Annotated in this window: 13 protein-coding genes and 1 riboswitch; of the genes, 5 read left to right on the forward strand and 8 right to left on the reverse strand. The window is 63.1% G+C overall.

The window, feature by feature from the left end; all coding sequences use genetic code 11:
• Positions 1-157 precede the first annotated feature (157 nt).
• Entirely contained in the window at positions 158-1,834 is a 1,677-nt protein-coding gene (locus F455_RS20210) for a S41 family peptidase (protein ID WP_083918840.1), read from the reverse strand.
• Between the two features lie 264 nt (positions 1,835-2,098).
• Between F455_RS20210 and F455_RS0108320 the strand changes: the two genes are divergently transcribed.
• The 3 genes from F455_RS0108320 to F455_RS0108335 all read left to right on the forward strand — a co-directional run bounded on the left by F455_RS0108320 (position 2,099) and on the right by F455_RS0108335 (position 5,227).
• Positions 2,099-3,343 carry a ComEC/Rec2 family competence protein gene (locus tag F455_RS0108320; protein WP_018972826.1) on the forward strand — a complete coding sequence of 415 codons (1,245 nt, stop codon included), beginning with the start codon at positions 2,099-2,101 and terminating at the stop codon, positions 3,341-3,343.
• A gap of 420 nt (positions 3,344-3,763) precedes the next feature.
• On the forward strand, positions 3,764-3,943 hold the full coding sequence (locus tag F455_RS0108325; protein ID WP_018972827.1) for a hypothetical protein: 180 nt from the start codon (positions 3,764-3,766) through the stop codon (positions 3,941-3,943).
• 375 nt (positions 3,944-4,318) lie between these two features.
• Positions 4,319-5,227 (forward strand): hypothetical protein, encoded by a 909-nt coding sequence (locus F455_RS0108335; protein WP_157578539.1) that lies wholly within the window; start codon positions 4,319-4,321, stop codon positions 5,225-5,227.
• A gap of 302 nt (positions 5,228-5,529) precedes the next feature.
• Here F455_RS0108335 and ahcY read toward each other — a convergent pair whose 3' ends face one another.
• The 6 genes from ahcY to F455_RS20225 all read right to left on the reverse strand — a co-directional run bounded on the left by ahcY (position 5,530) and on the right by F455_RS20225 (position 13,450).
• Entirely contained in the window at positions 5,530-6,957 is a 1,428-nt protein-coding gene (gene ahcY, locus F455_RS0108340; protein ID WP_018972830.1) for an adenosylhomocysteinase, read from the reverse strand.
• A gap of 14 nt (positions 6,958-6,971) precedes the next feature.
• Positions 6,972-7,059, reverse strand: a riboswitch (S-adenosyl-L-homocysteine riboswitch).
• A 178-nt stretch (positions 7,060-7,237) separates the two neighbouring features.
• Positions 7,238-7,885, reverse strand: a complete 648-nt coding sequence (locus F455_RS21955; protein ID WP_018972831.1) for a hypothetical protein — start codon at positions 7,883-7,885, stop codon at positions 7,238-7,240.
• Positions 7,886-7,896: 11 nt separating this feature from the next.
• A complete protein-coding gene (locus tag F455_RS0108350; protein ID WP_026293195.1) occupies positions 7,897-8,412 on the reverse strand; it encodes an RNA polymerase sigma factor in 516 nt (171 codons plus the stop codon).
• A 238-nt stretch (positions 8,413-8,650) separates the two neighbouring features.
• A complete protein-coding gene (locus F455_RS0108360) occupies positions 8,651-11,713 on the reverse strand; it encodes a TonB-dependent receptor (RefSeq protein WP_018972834.1) in 3,063 nt (1,020 codons plus the stop codon).
• Positions 11,714-11,796: 83 nt separating this feature from the next.
• Positions 11,797-12,816, reverse strand: coding sequence for a FecR family protein (locus F455_RS0108365; protein WP_051084172.1), 1,020 nt, complete (start codon positions 12,814-12,816; stop codon positions 11,797-11,799).
• A gap of 1 nt (position 12,817) precedes the next feature.
• On the reverse strand, positions 12,818-13,450 hold the full coding sequence (locus F455_RS20225; protein WP_018972836.1) for an RNA polymerase sigma factor: 633 nt from the start codon (positions 13,448-13,450) through the stop codon (positions 12,818-12,820).
• A gap of 59 nt (positions 13,451-13,509) precedes the next feature.
• Here F455_RS20225 and F455_RS20230 point away from each other — a divergent pair, with 59 nt between their 5' ends.
• Both F455_RS20230 and ppc read left to right on the forward strand, forming a co-directional pair.
• On the forward strand, positions 13,510-14,607 hold the full coding sequence (locus F455_RS20230) for a cyanophycinase (protein ID WP_157578541.1): 1,098 nt from the start codon (positions 13,510-13,512) through the stop codon (positions 14,605-14,607).
• A 103-nt stretch (positions 14,608-14,710) separates the two neighbouring features.
• The gene (gene ppc / locus F455_RS0108380; RefSeq protein ID WP_026293198.1) at positions 14,711-17,413 is read left to right on the forward strand and encodes a phosphoenolpyruvate carboxylase; all 2,703 of its coding nucleotides are present in this window, start codon (positions 14,711-14,713) and stop codon (positions 17,411-17,413) included.
• A 750-nt stretch (positions 17,414-18,163) separates the two neighbouring features.
• On the opposite strand, the gene F455_RS20235 is transcribed toward ppc, so the two are convergent.
• Positions 18,164-20,395 carry a patatin-like phospholipase family protein gene (locus F455_RS20235; RefSeq protein WP_018972839.1) on the reverse strand — a complete coding sequence of 744 codons (2,232 nt, stop codon included), beginning with the start codon at positions 20,393-20,395 and terminating at the stop codon, positions 18,164-18,166.
• Between the last annotated feature and the right edge of the window lie 44 nt (positions 20,396-20,439).

A 20,439-nucleotide genomic window follows, 5' to 3' on the forward strand; every position in this document is an offset into this window, starting at 1 on the left:
GATTGGCGCGGCCAGCAGTGACTGCGATTTTCACCGTAGTGCGCAATCGATGAACGTCGCGGGAACTATACAGAGCACCGTTCATTTGCCATATGGGTTGCGAAATTCCCGAGGAATGGATCGGGTAGCGCAATGTGTTTCGCCGGACCAGCGCCGTTCACTTTGCAGCCAACAGTGCCGCAGCTGCGCGCTCCAAGGCGATATCCTTTTTACGCCGGATGCTCTCGAGGGTCGGTGAAGCAAGGATGGTCGGGCGCAGACCCACGCCCTCGAACACGGTGCCATCGAAGGCACGGTCATTTCTCGTGCAGACACGCGCGCTGCCGCCGCCGGGCAGTTGGAAGAATATCGGCTGGCCGGTGCTTCCCGCCGTTGCCTCGCCGACGGTGATGCCCCGGTGCATGGCATCGAATGCCGCAACGAAATCTTCCGCCGCCGAAAAGGTGCGCGCGCTGGTCAAAACCGCAATCGGTACGTCGACATGCTGCGCGGGATCGGCAGCTACCTCGAATGGAGCAATGTCCGTCCATCCCGGCAACGCGCCGCGCGCCCGGTCAGCAGCAACGTAGCTTCGCGTGCGCATCATCGGACCGCGAATCGGATCTCGCGTCAGCACCTGCAGCAGATCCACGGGCGTGCTGCCGCCGCCGTTGGCACGAACATCGATGATCAGCCCCTTGGAGGAGTTGACGAGCGCCAGGTTGGCGAGAAGCGCTTTCGTTCCCTCCGTGTCGTCGAACTCATCGATCGTGAGGACACCAATTCGATCCGTGCGCATCTTGAAAGAGGCGCCGAATTTTTTCAGTTTCGATTGATCCTCCAGCGTCAGCCGCGTCAAGGCGCGTTCTTCTTTCTTGCCTTCGGCATTCTTCACGGTCACCCGGACCTGGCTGCCGGCGCGCCCAGTGAGCAACGCATAGTCGAAGGTGCGTACCTGAAGATCCTGCGGTGTCGAAGAACTCTGGTAGGGCGCGATCTCGCGCTCTGCATAGCTGTGGATGTCCTCTCCATCGATCTTGAGCAGCACATCGCCCACGCGCCACCGTTGCGCGAGCAATGCGGGATCGTTGACCTCCATTACCACGACGGTATTTTCCACGAGTTGCGTGCGCAGCCCGGGCCCGCCATAGAAGACGTCGCGCAGCGGCGCGGGCGGATAGACATTCGTGTGGCCGTCCTTGAGCAGTGCCACGAATCGCATCAGCACACGATAGTAGTCTTCGGTGGAAGTCGTGGCTCTCACCTTGGGCAGGAAGTCCAGATAGGTCTGATTCCAATCCAGATCCGGCTGCCGGTCGAAGAAGGCGAAATTGAAGCGAGCCTCCGACCATACCGTGGACAGGCCCGCAATCTTGGCGTCGTCGCTCAGATTGGGTGCGAAGGGCAAGCTCTGCCCAGGCGAGTGTGCCCACAGGCGTTCGCGACTGCGCGCTTCCTCGACAAGCCGGGTGAATCGCGGGTCGTCATGCAGCGATGCCAGATTCTTGTCGGACGCGAGCTGATCCGCGGGAACGCTGCCGCCCCGGGCTTGCGCGGCCATGAGCACGTTCATCGCTTTTTCCTTGCGACCCGCCAGCGCTTCGTCGGAGGCGAGCTGGTACATCGCGGCGTTCCAATGCCAATCCATGCCGTTCGGGCCGGCGGCATAGAACGGCTCGAGCATCGCGGCGGCCTCGGCGTATCGCGTTGCTTGATGAAGTTCGAGCGATTTTATGTAGCGCGCGGGCAGGCTGGCTGCCGATGGGGGCGGTTCTTGGGCCGCGGCGCTGAACGTGAATCCGCAGGCCACGAGAAAGAAAACCTGGCCGCACGTTGCTATCCGGGTTCTGATCATGCCGTCTCCGCTGCTCGATGGTTCGTGGCTGTGCTTGAGCCATCTTCGACAGGCGGCTCGGATGATCTTTCGTCGTGGGAAGGTATCCGGATGTAGTGCGCCAGACAAGCTCTGCGGCTTAAGATCCGACTGCGGCTGCAACTCGCACTATCCAAGGATGCATACATGAAGAAGCCTATTGCCGTCTTGCGCAGCGTGCTTTACCGGCTTACGGAGCCTGTGCGTCGAAGGTCCATCGTGCGCAGGTGCGCCGCGTGGACGGCCATGACTGTCATCTGTGTGCCGGTGCCTGTCTCTGCCGCATCGGGCGATGCTGAGCTTCTTCCGGCATGGTCGAACGGCTATTTCTACATTCATCACATCAGCACGGGGCGGGGCAATGCGACCTACTTCGTCTTCCCCGACGGAACCACGCTGCTGATCGATGCGGGCGAGGCGGATCCGAAGTTCGTTGAATCCGTGCGGCCGTTGAAAGCGTTTCCTCCTCGCCCCGACGGCGCGCATTCGGCGGCCTATTGGATTGCCGACTACATCCGCCAGTTCGCGCCCGCGGGCCGGCCGGTGAAGCTCGACTATGCGCTGATCACGCATTTCCACACCGATCACATCGGCACGATCACGCAGGACAAGCCCATGTCGCGGACCGGCGCCTATCGCGTGTCCGGGATCACCGAGCTTGCCGATCTGCTGCCCATCGATACCCTCATCGATCGCGCCGCGCCGTCCTACGACACTCCGGTCGATCTTCATCAATGCTCGCAAGGCTCCGATGGCTTGTCCCTCTCGAACTATCTCGGGTTCGCCGAATACCGGTTGAAACACGGTCAAGCCGTGGTCGGGCTGAAGCCGGGAGCGCTCGATCAGATCAAGCTCGGCCAAGCCGACGCATTCCCGAGCTTTCATGTCCGCAATATTGCGTCCAATGGAATCATCTGGACCGGCGCCGGCGAGGAGACGCAGTACTACATTCCCAAGGGTGCGATCACCGATTGCCATTTCGACGAGAACCCGTTGAGCAATGTGCTGACGTTCGCCTACGGCAAGTTCAAGTATTACTCGGGCGGCGACATCCCGGGCGTTCCCAATTACACCCAGCCTTGGTGGCGCGATATCGAGACGCCGGTGTCCGCGGTCGTCGGAGGAGTCGACGTCATGCTGCTCGATCATCACGGCAACCGGGATTCGACGAACGAGAACATCCTGCGCAACCTGCAGCCGCGGATCATCGTCCAGGAGAACTGGCTCTCGCCGCAACCGGGTGAAGAGGTCGTCACCCGCATGGCGTCCAAGGGACTCTATCCCGGACCCAGGGACGTCTTCTCGACCGGAATGAGCCCGGAGAGCCGCATTGTGATCGGGCCGATCATGGACAGCATCTACAAAAGCTATGGCGGTCACATCGTCATCCGCGTCGCGCCGGGCGGCGATCGATATGAGGTTTATGTCCTCGATGACGCGGACAAGCACCGCAAGCTCGCGAAACGGTTTGGGCCGTACAAGTCGAAATAGACTGTTCGCTCCCGCCACGTCTGCAAGCGGAAGTCTCGTCGAAGAATCGTATTCGTGAAGCCGGGGGTAAAAGTATACCCTGACCCCAGTTTTCGACCCAAGTTTCCCAATTCCGCCAACAAATGACGCACCGCTTTTGACCTGGAATCATCGCCGCGCTATGTTTGTGGCAGGGAACAAGGGGACGTGCGTGGGACGTACGAAGGGAATTTGATCAAAGACGTTGCAACGTTGCCGTGGCCGACAGGCGTTGTCGTGGCGTGGGCAGGTAGTGCTTTGACCCAGACAAAGAAGACGGGCGCTGGCGGTGCTGTATTCGTTTTCGAGAAAAAGTGTACTCTGACCCCAGTTTGCCAGTTTGAGTTTTGCGCTATGTCTTTCCGTTAGGAGAGGCCCTAGACCATAGATCCGAGGAGGCTCATGGCAAAGTCCAAAAAAGAAGACGGCGAACGTGCCGTGGAGTTGCTTGAGAAACTACTAGTGTTTCAGATGTACTCCATGGGCGCGACGCAAAGCCAGATTGCAAGGACTGTCGGTCGACAGATGCTGTGGGTCAATTCGCTATTGAAGGGTGTGCCGCGGGAGAGTCGCACGTCATGAGTAAGTCCGCTATCATCGACTCAAACAACCAAGCCGAACTCATCCGATATCTGCTTGTGTTGGAGTTATGGCAAAGTGGCTTGTCGCAAGCCGAGATACGCGCCCGACTCGGCATCTCGACTAACACCGTAAACGCAATGCTCAAAGGTATACCGCGGAAAGGCTACAAGGTCAGCGAGGAATAGCCCAAATGCCATCGAACACTGACGACCTTAAGAGACTGGCTGACGCTACCGAAGATATCCGCAAGCTGCTTATCTTTGCTCTCCTAAGAAACGGAGCATCGCAGGCCCAAGTCGCCGCGGCACTAAGCGTGAATCAGAGTTCTATCAGCCGGCTGTTCCCACAGGCAAAGGGCAGCGCAAGGACGCGTAAGTGACAAGCCCGCAGTCAGTCGTCGATCTCTCCTCAAATGCAGAAGAGAACGTTGCTCACGCCGCCAAGGTTGTGGGCCGCGGCGAGGGTCGTCGCAGTGTATTTGCTGCTATCTACGATGGAAAGCAGAAGATTAAGTCCGCAAAGGAGATTGCGAAGAAGACCGGATTGACGGAAAAGCGGGTGCTTCTGGAGGGCAAAGATCTAACTGACAATCACATTGCCATTTCCGCCAAGGTGAACGGATACAAGGCGTATCAGAAGATCGATTTTTACCATCGACGCAAGAAGCAGATTCTGGATCTCGCTGCCTCGAAAGCGAAGCTGTCAGCGTTCCCAACAAAACGAAATCCGGTAACGAAATCCGCAAAAGCGGAGCGCATAAAAATCGACGTCCGTATTCCTCGGAAGAAGCATGCAGCGCGCCACATTACAGTGGATGACATAGACAATTTCCAGAAGGTCGCGTCAGAGGGAAGCCACCCTTACGTCAAGATGGCCGAATCGACGTTCAAGAACGGTGTGGCGAGGATTCTAGGCGAACGAGGAATTTTCAAAGACTGGGGAGGCGAGAGTCGTGACCTTTCAAGCACGCGGCTCAAGATCGGCAACAAGCGAAAGATTGCTGCTTTCGCATTCAAAGGTCCGGGGAAGACCGGAAAGCTAACGCCCGGCAAGATGGGCGTTAATGGCGATCAGATACAGCGACTAGTTAAGTGCCCCGCCGAAGTGTTCATCGTTCAGTATTGGGCCGATATTGAAGACTCTGTACTAGAGCAGCTGAAAGATTTTGTAACGCTCAAGTCGTACTTAGAAGACAAGGAACTGTGGTACGGCATTATCAATGGCAATGATTCCGCAAGATTGATTGCCGCCTACCCGATGCAGTTTTCAAACAAGCAGAAGTAGAGGCTGAAATGTCCGAAGCACCGAGTCGCACTGAAAAGATCTTGGCTCAGCTGCTGATCATCGCCTTGAATGATGCGCCATTGGGCGAGAAAGCGTCTGTTCTGAGTAAGGCAGGATTCGAACCCTCAGAAATCGCCACACTCTTGGGTATATCGCCCGGCTCGGTACGGCAGCAACTATACACACGCCGGAAATCTATCACGGGGAAGAAGCGAGTTACGAAGTAGGTCCACTTTCGTTCCATGTAAACAAAACGGGCGCCTTGCGGCGCCCGTTTCGTTTCAAGATAACTCGCAAGCCAATCAGTAACGATAGTGCTCCGGCTTATACGGCCCGTTCACATCGACGCCGAGATAGGCGGCCTGGGCGTCGGTGAGCTTGGTCAGCACCACGCCGATCTTTTCCAGGTGCAGGCGCGCGACTTCCTCGTCGAGCTTCTTCGGCAGGCGATAAACGGTCTTCTCGTACTTGTCCTTGTTCGCCCACAGGTCGATCTGGGCGAGGGTCTGGTTCGAGAACGAGTTCGACATGACGAAGCTCGGGTGGCCGGTGGCGCAGCCGAGGTTGACGAGGCGGCCTTCGGCGAGCAGGAAGATGCTGTTGCCGTTGGCGAACGTGTACTTGTCCACCTGCGGCTTGATGTTGGTGTGCTTGACGCCGGCCAGCGCCTTGAGCGCGTCGACCTGGATCTCGTTGTCGAAGTGGCCGATGTTGCAGACGATGGCCTGGTCCTTCATCGCGGAGAGGTGCGCGAGCGTGAGCACGTCCTTGTTACCGGTCGTGGTCACGTAGATGTCGCCCTGGCCGAGCGTCGACTCGACCGTGTTGACCTCGAAGCCTTCCATCGCTGCCTGCAGCGCGTTGATCGGATCAATCTCGGTCACGACCACGCGCGCGCCGTAGGCACGCAGGCTGTGCGCCGAACCCTTGCCGACGTCGCCGTAGCCGCAGACCACCGCGACCTTGCCGGCGAGCATCACGTCCATCGCGCGCTTGAGGCCGTCGGCGAGCGACTCGCGGCAGCCGTAGAGGTTGTCGAACTTCGACTTGGTCACCGAGTCGTTGACGTTGATCGCGGGCACGAGCAGCTTGCCGGCCTCGGCGATCTGGTAGAGGCGGTGCACGCCGGTCGTGGTTTCTTCCGACACGCCCTTCCAATCCTTGACCACGCCGGTCCAGAAGCCCGGGCGCTCCTTGGCGACGCGCTTCAACAGGTTCTTGATCACCTGTTCTTCGTGCGAGGACGACGGCGAATCGACCCACTTGTCGCCCTGTTCGAGCTCATAGCCCTTGTGGATCAGCAGGGTCACGTCGCCGCCGTCGTCAACGACGAGCTGCGGGCCCTTGTTGCCCGGGAAGGTGACCGCGTCGAGCGTGCAGTCCCAGTATTCTTCGAGCGTCTCGCCCTTCCACGCGAACACCGGCGTGCCGGTCGCGGCGATCGCGGCGGCGGCCTGGTCCTGGGTCGAGAAGATGTTGCACGAGGCCCAGCGCACGTCGGCGCCGATGTCCTTGAGCGTTTCGATCAGCACGGCGGTCTGTATCGTCATGTGCAGCGAGCCGGTCACGCGCACGCCCTTGAGCGGCTTGGCGGTGGCGTACTGCTTGCGGATCGACATCAGGCCCGGCATTTCGTGCTCGGCGATGTCGATTTCCTTGCGGCCCCAGTCGGCGAGCGACATATCGGCCACTTTGTAATCTTGTGCAGCGGGTTTTACGACGGCGTTCATTGGCGAAATCTCCAGTGATTGGGGCGCGGTTCGGTAAGGTGACCCGAAAGCCCGCCGAGCCTGATTCCGCGTAGTTGCGAAAATGCAGCGCCCCTCGGCAGGAGAGGTATCCGTCGCGTTGAGCGGCCGCCTGTGGCGGCCGCTCAACGCGACGCTGGGACAATTATATCGCTTATTCGCGATGAAAAGATAAATGGGCGTTATCGCCCGGCTTCGCCGGGCAATAACTCGTGCCGTTGCAGCTGCCAAGTGCGGCAGCTGAACGGCATGGAGGCGTCGCCTACATCTTTTCGAACCGCTCGATTTCGTCGAGTTCGCCCTTCGCCTCGCGCAGGCTGCGCGGGGTGTCGCTGGCGTCCGCCATCCCGGCCGAACTGGCATTGCGCCGGCGCAGATACCACACGGTTGCGACGAATCCGGCCACGCCGATGGCCACGTTGATCCAGATGAAGGCGGGCAGCGTGACGAAGAGATCGATGTCCAGATTTGCTTTCATTTCCAGCACGAAAATGGCGATCCACAAAAACCACCACGGCAGTCCCAGGTACAGGCTGGCCAGCGCGTAGAGCCGGTGCAGGGCACCGACGCGCTTCTGTATTTCCACCACGGGCGCGGCGTAGTCGATGCTTGCAATTTTTCCGAGGGTCAGGCCGCCGAAAATCACCGTGAGCAATCCATAGGCGAGCATGAACAGGCTGCAGGCGAGCAGATGCGGTACGTCGCGGTGGCGGATGGCGGCCATGATGCCGAAATAGATCAGCGCGTCGCCGAACAGGATCTGCACGATCTTGCCCCAGTACAGGCGGCGCAGGCGCGAGTGCGTCTTGTCGAGCCGGTCCTGTTTGAACTGGTGCAGGAACAGCGCGTTCTGCAGGTCGAGGCGCCGGTCCAGCGTTTGCCATGCGAGTTTCATGTCGTCGAGTTCCATGCTGCGATTCCTCACGAATGTTCCGCGGCCATGTCGGCGCGGATGCGTTGTTTGAGCCGGCTGATCTTGGTCGCCACGTTCGTTTCCGAAATGCCGAGAATGTCGGCGATCTCGCGATAGCTGCGCTCTTCGAGATAGAGCAGGAGCAGGGCGCGGTCGAGCGCGTCGAGCTGGTCGATGAAGCGATAGAGCGCACGCACGCGTTCGTCGGTTTCGGGTTCGGCGTCGCCGGCGACGTCGTGCAGCGTCTCGTCGAGCGCGACCGAGTGCCGGTCGCGATGCACCGCGCCGCGCACGAACGAGATCGCGACGTTGAGCGCGATGCGGTAGAGCCAGGTCGAGAACGCGCGCGCCGGATCGTATTTCGCGAATGCGCGCCAGCCCTGCGCGACGATCTCCTGGGCGAGGTCGGCGCGGTCCTCGGGCGTGCGCGCATACGTGTTCGCGACCTTGAACACGATCTTGCGATGGTCCTCGAGCAGGTCGCGAAACCGCGCCTGCATCGCCCTGTCGTCGATGATCCCCATTGCTGCCTGCGCCGCCATGCCCCGTGTCCGAAAGTGTGCCTGTTGCACACATGATTCGCACGCGGGGAAGAAAAATCACACGACAGCGATGCGCGGATTCATGCTGGGCATCGTCGGGGGAATCCGCAAAGGCCTGAAACCGCGCGCGGCGGCGAGCGTGGGAAAAAAGGTGCCATCCCTGGCGTCGGACTCCCCGCGGAACCAGCCGGTTCCGCTTACCCAGATCAAAGCAAGGTGATCAGCCGTCGTTGCCGCCGAACTTCACGCTGAGGTCGACGAACAGCGCGCGGCCGAGCGGGCTGAACCAGCGGCGCGCGTAGTACGGATACGAGGTCCAGGTATTGTCGCGTCCGGGCTTGGCGTCGAACAGGTTGTCGACGGTCACGCCGACGCCGACGTTCTTGCTGTAGCGGTAGTTGAGCGTGGCGTTGTAGAGCATGGTCGGGCCCATGCGCTGGTCGCCGTCGTAGTTCGGGATGCCGCCGAGGCGTGCGCCGTACAGCGTCGTGGTGAAGTCGCCGTAGCTCCATGCGACCGAATAGTTCGCTTTGCTGCGCGGGATGACGTAGGTGTAGTAGTCCGACAACTCGTTGACGAATGGATCGCCCGGGAATTGCTGGATGCGGTTGGTGACGACATAGGTCAAGCCAAGGTTGAAATCGAAGCTGCCGAGGCGATCGGTTTCCCAAAGATAGTGCGCCTTGAAATCGACGCCCGAAGTGCGATGCGTGGAGGCGTTGATCGGCAGCACGAGGACCGAGGTGATGTTCTCGGCGCCGGGTCCGCCGACCGGATTGCGCACGACCTGGCTGATGGCGTTTTGGCACAAGCCCGAGTTGATGTCGAGCTGGCCGAGGCGGCATTGCGCCTCGGTGCGCAGGATTGCGTCGCTGCTCTGGTAGATGACCTCGTTCGACAGCTTGACGATGTAGTAGTCGGTGCTGATGTCGAGACCGCGCAGCGGCGAGAACACGAAGCCCCAGGTGAGCGACTTGCTCGTCTCGTTCTTGAGGTCGACGCTGCCGTTGCTGCGGCCGTTGAAATTCACATCGCCCCAGTCGCAATCGCTCAGGTCCACGTCGGGCTGGTATTTCGCGCAGCGGTAGTAATCGGCGCCGCTCGAGCTCGATCCGCTCGGGCCGGCGTAGAGGTAGGACAGGTCGGGTGCGCGGAAGCCGGTCGAATACGAGCCGCGCAGCAGCAGCGAGTCGATCGGACGGTATTCGATGCCGAGCGCGTAGGTGAACTTGCTCGACGAGTTCTGGCTGTACTCGTAGCGATCGTAACGGCCTGCCGCGCTGAGGTTGAGCTGCGCGAACACCGGCACGCGGAATTCGAAGCCGGTGCCCGCATGGCTGCGCGAGCCGACCGCAACCGTGTTGTGCAGGCCGAAGTAGCTGCCGTCGAGCGAGAGCGGGTCGGGTTTGAGGCCGAAGTATTGGTTGCCGTACTCGGCGACCGCGGCGAAGCCGACCGGACCCGCAGGCAACTGGAACAACTCGGTGTTGTTGATTGAGAACGAATAGTTCTCCGCGCGGCTGGTGTCGCGGTCGATCGAGTCCTGCGTTATCGAGGCGAACTGCGCTGGCGTCAGCGGCGTGTACAGGCGCTCGTGCGGCGCGTAGTACATCTGGTAGCCGGAGTCCTCATCGACGCCAAGCGAGGGGCCGAGGTAGAGCATCTGCGCCTTGGCCGAGACGAGCGCGGGCCATTTCGCTTCGAGCTGGTTCTGTGCGTGGCTGAACATCGCCTCGTAGTTCCATGCCTCGCCGAACGTGCCCTTGAGGCCGGTGTTGAGCGCGAGCGTGTTGTTGATGTTGCGGATCATCGCGCGCTTCAAGCCACCGTTTTCCTCGTAGGTGAAGTACTGGCGCTGCCACTGTTCCACTTGGCCGGTCGCCGTGTTGTAAAACGGCGTCGGCGAGGAATCACCGTTGAGCGGATAGCTGTTCTGCCACTTCAACTGGGTGTTGTAGGTTTCCTGGTGCGAGGTGCTGTACTGCAGGTCGGCGAAGAAATCGAGATGATCGTTGAAGTGGTACGTCGCCGAGCCATAGAAATTCGCCGCGCGGCGCGCGTTCTGCATCGTGCCGTAGCGCACGTCTTCGAGGCTGCCGCAGTATTTGCCGTAGCTGCGGCGGGTCAGGTATTGCACGGTGCCCTGGTTGAGGTATGAGAGTTTGTCGCAGGTCGCCTGGCCCGGGTCGATGTAGTTTTCGTCTTCATCCATGATGACGAACGTCGGCGCGGCGACCCGCGTCGGGCTGGTGCCGTAGCGCGGATCGTTGGTGCGCGAGGCAAGGTAGCTGCGCTGATACGCCCAAAGCGGATCCTGGTTGTAGATTTCGACGCCGAACACCGAATCGAACTTGTCGTTCGACCAGCCGGAGGTCAACGTGAAGCGCTGCGACGCCGCGCCGCCGTGCTGCGTGTCGCCGAGGCGGAATTCGAGCGTGGTGCCGTCCGCCTTCTTCTTCATGATGAAATTGATCACGCCGGAGATCGCGTCCGAGCCGTACACGGCCGAGGCGCTGCCGGAGAGAATTTCCACGCGATCGATCAGCGAGGCGGGGATGTTGGTGATGTCGGTGAAGTTGCTGCTGCCGTTGTACGACTGCGGATAGTCGGCGATGCGGCGACCGTTGACGAGGATCAGGGTGTGGTTGGGGCCGAGGCCGCGCAGATCGACAGCCTGCGCGCCGTTGGAAAAGCCGTTCGTGATCTGGTTGTTGTCGAGATCGCCCAGGTTCTGGCTGAGCGAGGTCATGATGTCGGCGACCGTGGCGAAACCGCGCTCGGCGATATCGCGCGCGCTGACGATCGTGATCGGCGCCGGGCCTTCGACCTGGGCGCGCGGGATGTGCGAGCCGGTCACCGTGACCTTCTCGAGTTCCTTCGGCGGCTCCTGCGGCGCAGGCGCGGGATTGCTGCGCGCCTGCGGCTCATTCGCCTTCGTCGCCGCGGGCTTGGCCGCGCCCGGCTTCACCACGACGGTGGCTGCATCGGTGAATTCCGGCGCGAACGCGGTGCCTTCGAGCAGTTTGTTCAACGCGACGGCGGCGGTGAGCTTGCCGCTGACGCCTGGCGACTTCGCGCTTTCGAGATTCGCGCCGGAAGTGAGCACCTGCACGTTGGCCTGTTTGGAGTACTCGATCAGCGCGCTGGCCAGCGACTGTGGTGGAATCGAGAACTCCTTGCGCTCCGCCGTCCCCTGCGCGCGCGCGCCGGCACCGAGGAGCAGAAACGAGATGGCGAGAACAAACGAAAATCCCCTGTGCAGCAGAACCCCTTGGCGACCCATGAATATCCCCATTGCCTGCGGCAAAAGCGCCGCGCAAAGACCATGACGGTTCAGTGACGGGATTTTGAAATCGCGTGACGCAATCAGCGCCGCTTGCTGTCCGCCGCCGCGATCGCCACGCGCTCGCCGTCGGCGTCGACACGCAGCGGCAGGATCTTCGGCAGCGCCCTGAGCCAGCCATCGAGTGCGCCGGGATCGACCGTACCGGTGAACGCGAGCGTGCCGAGTTTCTCGTCGGCGAGCACGAGCGGTCGCGTCGAGTAGCGGTTGATATTGGCCACGACCGAGTCGAGCGGCTCATTGACGAATTCGAGACGATGCTCGCGCCAACTCGTCGCCCGCGCAGGCGTGATCGAGCTCACGGTCAAGCCAGACGCGCGCGGATCGAATGAAATCTGCTGCCCGGCCACGGCTTCGAGCGCATCGGCTGCGGAGACGCTGCCGCTGGCCGCGGCTTCGCTGCTCGCCACGCGCACGCGTCCCTCGGCGACCGTGATGGTGACGCGCGCACCGGTGCGGCGCACGTTGAACGCCGTGCCGACCGCGCGGATCGACACTTCGCCCGCGGCGACGACGAACGGCCGCGCCGTGTCGTGCGCGACCTGGAAGAAGGCTTCGCCGGTGCTCAGGTTCACATCGCGGCGGTCGCGTGTGTAGCGCGTGGTCAGCCGCGTTGCGCCGCCGATCGCGACCTGCGAGCCGTCGGACAAGGCGACGTTGCGGTCGACCGCAACCGCGGTGGCGTAGTTCTCGACCTCGACGGCATTGGCGCGATGCCGGTTCCAGAGCGCGCCGCCGGCGGCGACCGCGAGCAGCAGCGATGCGGCGATCGCATACGCGGGCCAGCGCGTCGTTCGCGCCGAGGCCGGGGCAAACTCGCGCAGCAATTCGCGGCGTGTCTCGGCGTCCACGGCGCCGAGCTGGGTGCCGAGTTCACTGATGCGCGCGAACGCGTCGAGGCGCTGCGCATCGCGGCCGCTCCATTCGAGCCAGTGTTCTTCGTCGCTCGCGGAGCGGTGCGGATCGCGCAGGCGCACCCACCAGTCGGCGGCGGCCTGCAATGTCGAGTCGGAAGTCGGCGTCAGCCGGGTGTTCTTGTCCATGTCAGACATCCTCCTGCGCGTCGAGGCGCGCGCGGCAATGCGCCATCGCACGCGCCACGTGGTAGCGCACCATGCGTTCGGTGAGTTTCATCGTGCGCGCAACCGCGTCGAACCCCTTGCCCTCGATCGCATGCATGACGAAGGCCGCACTGGTCTTGCGCGGCAGTTCGCGCAGCGCCTCGCGCACCAGGCGCAGCTGGTCGACCGCGAGCGCGCGGCGTTCCGGCACGGGCGTATCGAGCCACTCCTCGAACAATTCGTCTTCCACCGCGTCGGCGCGCACGCTGCGTGCGCGCAGGCGGTCGACGGCGAGATTTGAGGCGATGCGGAACAGGTAAGCGCGCAGAAAGCCGACCTGTTCCGGATGCTCGAGCCGCAGCAGGCGCACGTAGGCTTCCTGCGCGATCTCCTGCGCTTCCGCTGTCGAATCGAGTCGGCTCGACAGGAACGCGATCAGCGCACGGTTGTGCTCGCGGAACAGGCTGGCGACCTGTGCGGCATGTGCCTCGCCGCTGCCCTCGCGGCCGTGCTCGGATTCGTGCTGGAAATTTGCCGGATTCAACTCGGATTCGTCCTGCTTGTGATGCTCAAGACGATTATCCGCGATCGAATTGAAATGCGGGGGGCAGTGCATTTCAAAATTTGGCGTCCCGACCGTCACGGTTGTCATTCGCCAACGAGGATATCGTCCGCATGCATTTGAAAGCCCTTGCTGCCTTCTTATTGCCCATTGCTTGTGCTTCGCCTGGTCACGCCGCCGACGGCGCCGTCGCCAAGGCGCAAAACTATCGCGACAAGAACTTCGACTATTTCGTCAGTGGCGACCCGGCGAAGCCGCGCGCGGCGCACACCGAGTTCGGCCTCGCCCTGATGGGTGGCGGCGGCAAGCTCGATTCGGCGTTTCGCTTCATCGCCACGCGTGCGGGCGGTGGCCACATCGTGATCCTGCGCGCGGTCAGCGACGACAGCTACGATCCGACCGACGGCAGCTATGGCGAGTCGTTCATGAAGGAATGGGGGCCGGTCACAGCAGCCGAGACCATCACCTTCCACAACCGGCAGGCAGCGAGCGATCCGCGCGTCGTCGCCGCGTTGAAGAACGCGGACGGTATCTTCCTCGCCGGCGGCGACCAATCCAACTACATCCGCTACTGGAAGGGCACGCCGGTGCAGGCGGCGCTCAATGCACACGTCGCCGCGAACCGGCCGATCGGCGGATCGAGCGCGGGACTCGCCATCCTCGGCCACTACAGCTATGGCGCCCTGGACGGCGGCAGCATGGAGTCGAAGGTCGCGCTCGCCAATCCGTTCGACCAGGGCGTGACGCTCGAAGACGATTTCCTTCACTACCGCCATCTCGAGGACGTCATCACCGATACGCACTTCTCGCAGCGCCATCGCCTCGGGCGCTTGATCGCCTTCCTCGCGCGGTTGAATTCCCCGTCTTCCGCGCGCGCGGCGAGCAGCGTCTTCGGCATAGGTGTCGACGAGAAGACCACGTTGCTGATCGGCGCTGACGGCCTCGGTCGACTCGCCGAAGGTTCCGCCGGCAGCGCGTGGATCGTGCTGCCGCGGCAGCCTGCGTCGAATCTCGCCACAGGAACGCCGCTGTCGATGGCCGATATCCGCATCATCCAGCTCGGCCCGGCAGGCAGCCTCGATCTGAAAACCCGCAGCGTGAGCACGCCGGCGGCCGAAACGACGATCTCGATCAAGGACGGAAAGCTCGCCGCGGAGTCGATCGCTGCGAAGATCCTGACGCGCGACAAGCCCCTGCCCGGAGAAGACTGAGCGTTTGGACGGCCGAACGCTCCAATCGGAAATGCTGTTGCATTGCACAAATTCATGGCAAAGTACGCTGATAACAACGATCAGCGAGTACTCATTGGTGGCCGTGAACAAGCGACGCGAAATCGATTTCCTTCCGGCCGATGGGCCCCTGCGCGAGGACGTGCGCCGGCTCGGCGCAATGGTCGGCGACATGCTCGCCGAGCAGCTCGGGCATGCTTTCTTCGCCAAGGTCGAGGCGATCCGCACCACGGCGATCCGCCTGCGCAGCGCCGGCGAGCCGCCGGCGGCGCTCGCGGCGGAAGTGTCGGGACTCGCTCCGCAGCTCGCCGAGCAGCTGACGCGCGCGTTCGCGACCTATTTCCAGGTGGTCAACATCGCCGAGCGCGTGCACCGCATCCGCCGCCGCCGCGACTACGAGCGCGCGGCGGCGACGCCGCAGCCGGACAGTCTGAAAGACGTGCTGCAACGGCTGAAGGCGGCCGGCGTGGGCATGGAGGAAATTGCCGCATGGCTGACCAAGCTCGACATCGAGCCGGTGTTCACCGCGCATCCGACCGAGGCCGTGCGCCGCACGTTGCTGGAAAAAGAATCGGTGATCTTCCGCTGTCTGATTGCCGATCTCGACGCGCAGCGCACGCCGCATGAGCGCGAAGTCGATCTCGCGCGTCTGCGCATGGCGCTCACCGCGGGCTGGCAGACCGCCGACAGCGCGCGCACGCGCCCGCGCGTGCAGGACGAGTTCAACCACGTCGGTTTCTATCTCGGCGGGCCGATCTATCGCGTCGTGCCGGTGTTCTACGAGGTATTCGAGTCGGCGCTCAACGAGGTCTATGGCGAGACGCTGCCGCTGCCGACGATGCTGCGCTTCGGCTCGTGGGTCGGCGGCGACATGGACGGCAACCCGAACGTCAACGCCGACACGATTGCGGCGACGCTGCGTGCGCAGCGCGAGCTGGCGCTGCGCCGCTACGATGCCGAAATCGTCGAACTCGCGCGTGAACTGAGCCAGACGATCGGCCACACCCAGTTCGATGGCGCCGTGTTCGCGCGCATCGAGGACTATCGCGCGCAGCTTCCGGCGATCGCGAACACGATCAATCCGCGCTATGCCGACATGCCGTACCGCGTCCTGCTCGCGTTCATGCGCGCACGCGTGCAGGCGACGGCGGACGAAAAGGAGGCTGCCTACGGCTCGGCCGCGGAGCTGCTCGCCGACATCCAGCTCATCGCCGACAGCCTGCGCACGAACAAGGGCCGCAACGCCGGCTGGTTTTCGGTGCGGCGCCTGCTCTGGCGCGTGCGCACGTTCGGCTTCCATCTGGCGCGGCTCGACGTGCGCCAGGATTCGCGCGTGCACGCGGCAGCACTTGGCGTTGCGCTGGTCGACGAGCAATGGGAAACACGCGATGCAGCCGAGCAGGCTGCGACGCTTGAAGCCTATGCGCGCGGTGATGCCGAATTGCCTGAGCCCGCGGACGACAAGGGCGCGATGCTCGATGCGGTGTTCGATCAGCTCGCCTACGCGCGCGACGCCTACGGCGCAGGCGCGATCGGCCTCTACATCATCAGCATGGCGCGCAGCGCGGCCGATGTACTTGCCGTGCTCGCGCTCGCCCGGCGAGCCCAGTTCGTCGACGAAAACGGCAACGTTCCGCTCGACATCGCGCCGCTGTTCGAGACGGTCGACGATTTGAAGCATGCGCCGGCGACGCTGTCCGCGCTGTTCGCCGATCCGGTCTATCGCGCGCATCTCGCGGCGCGCGACGATCGCCAGACGGTGATGCTCGGCTACTCCGACTCGAGCAAGGACGGTGGCATCGTCGCCTCGCGCTGGGCGTTGCAGGACGCGCAGGTGGAACTGCTCAAGATCGCCCAGGGCGCCGGCGTGCAGATCGCGTTCTTCCATGGTCGCGGCGGTTCGGTCAGTCGCGGCGGCGGCAAGACCACGCGCGCGGTGATCGCCTCGCCGCGCGGTTCGATCGCCGGCCGCCTGCGCGTCACCGAGCAGGGCGAGGTGATCCATCGCAAGTTCGGCATCCGCGCGCTTGCACTGCGCAACCTCGAACAGACCGTCGGCGCCGTGCTCGAAGCATCGGTACGCCCGCGTCCGCCCGAGCCGCGCGAAGCAGTGTGGCGCAATGCGGTCGACATCGCCGCACGCCACGGCGCCGAAGCCTATCGCGCGCTCGTTCGCGCCGAGGGCTTCATGGACTACTTCCGCGAGGCCACGCCGATCGACGTGATCGAGCGCATGACGCTCGGTTCGCGCCCGTCGCGGCGCGGCTCGGGCTCGATCGACAACCTGCGCGCGATCCCGTGGGTGTTCGCATGGACGCAGAATCGCTGCGGCCTGACCGGCTGGTATGGCGTCGGCACCGCGCTGGAAAAAACCGCGGCCGAAGTCGGTGAGGACGTGCTGCGTGAAATGGCGCAACGCTGGCCGTTCTTCCGCACGATGCTCGACGACGTCGAAATGGTGATGGCGAAATCCGACCTGGCCATCGCGGCCGCGTTCTCGCGCCTGGCCGGCCCGCTGCACGAAAAATTCTTCGCCCGGATCGAGGCCGAGTTTGCGCGTGCCGAGGCTTGGATCCTGCGCCTCAAGGGCACTGACCGCGTGCTCGCCGAAGACCCGCGCCTGGCGCTGTCGATTCGCCTGCGCAATCCCTACATCGATCCGATGAGCCTGATGCAGGTCGATCTCGTCACGCGCTGGCGCGCCGCGAATCGCGAGGACGAGGCGCTGTTCGCGGCGCTCGTGGCGACGGTCAACGGCATTTCGGCGGGGATGCAGAACACAGGCTGACGCGGATCGGGCGTTTTGCATTTGGCGTGGCGAGATTGCTGGGTGTAGTCCAGCGACTTTGTTTTTGATCTTTGGAACTCCGAAGCAAGAGCTTCCACTCGCCCTTCGGGCGAGTGGGTGACTTTTCTTTGCTCGTGCAAAGAAAAGTCACCAAAAGAAACACGCCCCGGAACATTGCGCCCTTTGGGCTCCTGCCCAAAGGGTTTGCGCCAGCGGCCGGGTTCCGCTAATTGCACGTCCGTGTGCAATAGCGGAATGCGCGCGGTCCACGCGCGCACCCTGCGGGCCTGATCGACCGCTGCCGCCGCAATGTAACGGGGACCCGGAAGACCAGAGCAGCGCGCATCCTGCGCGCCTGGCCTTGGCACTTGATCCGTCTTTTGATTCTCGGGTCCCCGTTTGCCGCGGCGAGGGCAGGTCGGAAATGCTCGCAGAGTCGCGCGCACGACGCGCGCGAGTTCGTTGCTTGAACAGGGATGTTCAATCAACGAACCCCGGCCTGCCCTCGCGCACCGCCGCAGGCGGCGCGGCATCTGGGGTGTGTTTCTTTGCTTACTTTCTTTGCACAAGCAAAGAAAGTAAGCCGCTCGACTGAAAGGCGAGTGGAAGCTCGTGCTTTCGAAAATCACCCCGGCTGGACAGGCGCGGAATGGCGAAGGGATGCGGTCCGAGCAAAATCAAGAGCGAGGAACCGGATCCGGCCTCCATTGAAATGACCGGCAAGAAGGAAGTAGCGCGAAAGTCGCGCACCTACTCGTTCGTGCGCAGCAGCGACCCGAACGTCAGGTACGCCGCGTTGTGTCCGCCTTGCGCGTAGCCATAGCCGAGAAAGATCGGACCGAGAAACGTGTCGATGCCGACGAAGACGCTGCCGGCGCCGATGAGATTGCGGCCTATGTCGCGGCGCTGGTTCCACAGGCCGCCGGCTTCGAGGCTGGCACCGAGGTAGAGCGGGACGCTGAACAGCGCATCGGCATTGGTCAGGCGCCGATAGTAGATCGCGCGCAGCAAAGCAGTGTTCGAGGCGAACAACTGGTTTTCGGTGTAGCCGGAGAGGTTGGCCAGGCCGCCGATCTGGCTCAGCGCAGCGATCTGCACGTTCGCGCCGCTGCCGCCGGCGGTGTCGATGCTGGCGCCGAGCAACCAATGGTTCGCGCCGTGCGACAACGCCCAATCCCAGCGCAGGCGCGTGATGCGCGCGGCGTCGCTGGAGCCGAGCTGGGTCAACAGCAGTTCTTCGGAGACATCCAGGCGCATGCCGCGCGTGGGAAACGCGCCATTGTCGAGATCGTCGTAAACGGCGCGCAGCACGACGCCGCCGAAGTCGGTGGCGACGTTCTTCGCCAGGCCGCCCTCTGCGGGACTGCCCGGCGTGCCGATGCGCAGATTCGCTGCGTCGCGGCCGTATTCGAGCGCCGACGACAGTTGCCAGTTGGCATCGGGCGTATAGCCGAGTTCCAGCGCGCCGAGACCGCGGCGGCGACGGTATTCAGCAACCTCGCGGCCGTCATCGTCGACCGGGAAATTGTAGGCCTTGTATTGCAGGCGCGGCGCGATGTAGTACTGCCCCAGGTTTCCCCAGGGTTGCAGGAACTCGCTGTACAGCTCGGTGACCTGGCCGAGCTGGATGCGGTTGCGGCTTTCGCCACCGAGCGAGTTGAGGCCGGTGAAGTTGGCTTCGGCGAACAGTTGATAGCTGCTGCGGCCGGCGAAATTGTCGGCCAGGCGCAGGCCCAGGCGCAGGTAGTTCGGTCCCCAACCCTTGTCGACCGGCTGCACGACGAGGCCGGTGCGGCCGACGCGATCGACGAGGTCGTAGGTGATGCGCTCGTAGCTGCCTTCGCCGTAGGCGAGACCGATGCGCTTTTCGATCTGCTCCGTGTCGAAAGGCTTGTCGACGAGATCGGAGAGGCGTTGCTTGACGTAGTCCGCGGTGCGGCTGCGTCCGCTGAGCACTTCGAGAAATGCGATCAGCGGCGCATCGAACGGCCGCTGGCGATGGCGCGCGCTGAATTGCGCGTAGTCGGCCTCACTCACGGCCAGCGTGCGCAACGCGCCGAGGTTGTCCGCCGCGGCCTTGGCGCCGGATGCCATGGCCTGTGTGGCACGGTCGAATGAGGCGCTGGTGATGTCGCCGAGCTGTGGTACGAGCAGCACGTCGTTGGCGCCGAGCGTGCGCAGTTGCGCCTCGGTCTGGCGCTGCATCATCGCGGTCAGCATCTGGTTGGCGATCGAGAACGGCGAAGTCAGCTCATCCTCGGAGGCGAGCGGCTGGCCGACGTTGACCACGATTAAGTGGACGCCACCGAGCTTGCGCGCTTCGTCGATCGGCACGTTGTCGACGATGCCGCCGTCGACGAGCAGGTGGCCTTGATAGCGGATCGGCGCGAATGCCGCCGGCACGGACATGCTCGCGCGGATCGCCATGGCCAGATCGCCCTTGGCGAACACGACCTTCTCGCCGCGGCCGATGTCGGTCGCGATCGAGCGGAATGGAATCGGCAGATCGTCGAAGTCCTCGGTGCGCAGCGTCGACAGCAGCAGGCGGCGCAGCAGCAGCTGCAGTTTCTGCCCCTGGATCGCGCCGCGCGGCAGCGCGATCCGACCGTCGCGCAGGCCGAGCTCGATGCCGCCGAGGAAGCGCAGTTCGTCCTCCTTGCGCCGCATCGGCAATTCCTCGCGCGGCGGGTCGTCGTTGAACATGTCCTTCCAGTCGATGCTTTTCAGCACCGCCTCGATTTCGTCCGCCGTGTAGCCGGCGGCGTAGAGGCCGCCGACGATCGCGCCCATCGAGGTGCCGGTGATGCAGTCGACCGGCACGCGCTCGCGCTCGAGCACCTTGAGCACGCCGATATGCGCCGCGCCGCGTGCGCCGCCGCCGCCGAGCACGAGGCAGGTTTTCGGGCGTGCGGTTTGCGCCGAAGCATCGAGCGATGCGAGGCTCGACGCGATCAGCGCGAGAAAGGCGATGAAACGAAGCATGAGGCTCCCCGGCGGTCTTCGCGTTGTCGCGCGAAGCGTAGCCG

This window comes from Rudaea cellulosilytica DSM 22992, assembly GCF_000378125.1.
Taxonomy (GTDB): Bacteria; Pseudomonadota; Gammaproteobacteria; order Xanthomonadales; family Rhodanobacteraceae; genus Rudaea; species Rudaea cellulosilytica.

Excerpts from the sequence above, each read along its gene's own strand:
- F455_RS20225 (WP_018972836.1), bottom strand. The coding sequence starts at position 13,450 with ATGCACTGCCCCCCGCATTTCAATTCGATCGCGGATAATCGTCTTGAG.
- F455_RS0108365 (WP_051084172.1), bottom strand. The coding sequence starts at position 12,816 with ATGGACAAGAACACCCGGCTGACGCCGACTTCCGACTCGACATTGCAG.
- ahcY (WP_018972830.1), bottom strand. The coding sequence starts at position 6,957 with ATGAACGCCGTCGTAAAACCCGCTGCACAAGATTACAAAGTGGCCGAT.
- F455_RS0108360 (WP_018972834.1), bottom strand. The coding sequence starts at position 11,713 with ATGGGTCGCCAAGGGGTTCTGCTGCACAGGGGATTTTCGTTTGTTCTC.
- F455_RS21955 (WP_018972831.1), bottom strand. The coding sequence starts at position 7,885 with ATGGAACTCGACGACATGAAACTCGCATGGCAAACGCTGGACCGGCGC.
- F455_RS0108350 (WP_026293195.1), bottom strand. The coding sequence starts at position 8,412 with ATGGGGATCATCGACGACAGGGCGATGCAGGCGCGGTTTCGCGACCTG.
- F455_RS20210 (WP_083918840.1), bottom strand. The coding sequence starts at position 1,834 with ATGATCAGAACCCGGATAGCAACGTGCGGCCAGGTTTTCTTTCTCGTG.
- F455_RS0108320 (WP_018972826.1), top strand. The coding sequence starts at position 2,099 with ATGACTGTCATCTGTGTGCCGGTGCCTGTCTCTGCCGCATCGGGCGAT.
- F455_RS0108325 (WP_018972827.1), top strand. The coding sequence starts at position 3,764 with ATGGCAAAGTCCAAAAAAGAAGACGGCGAACGTGCCGTGGAGTTGCTT.
- F455_RS20230 (WP_157578541.1), top strand. The coding sequence starts at position 13,510 with ATGCATTTGAAAGCCCTTGCTGCCTTCTTATTGCCCATTGCTTGTGCT.
- F455_RS20235 (WP_018972839.1), bottom strand. The coding sequence starts at position 20,395 with ATGCTTCGTTTCATCGCCTTTCTCGCGCTGATCGCGTCGAGCCTCGCA.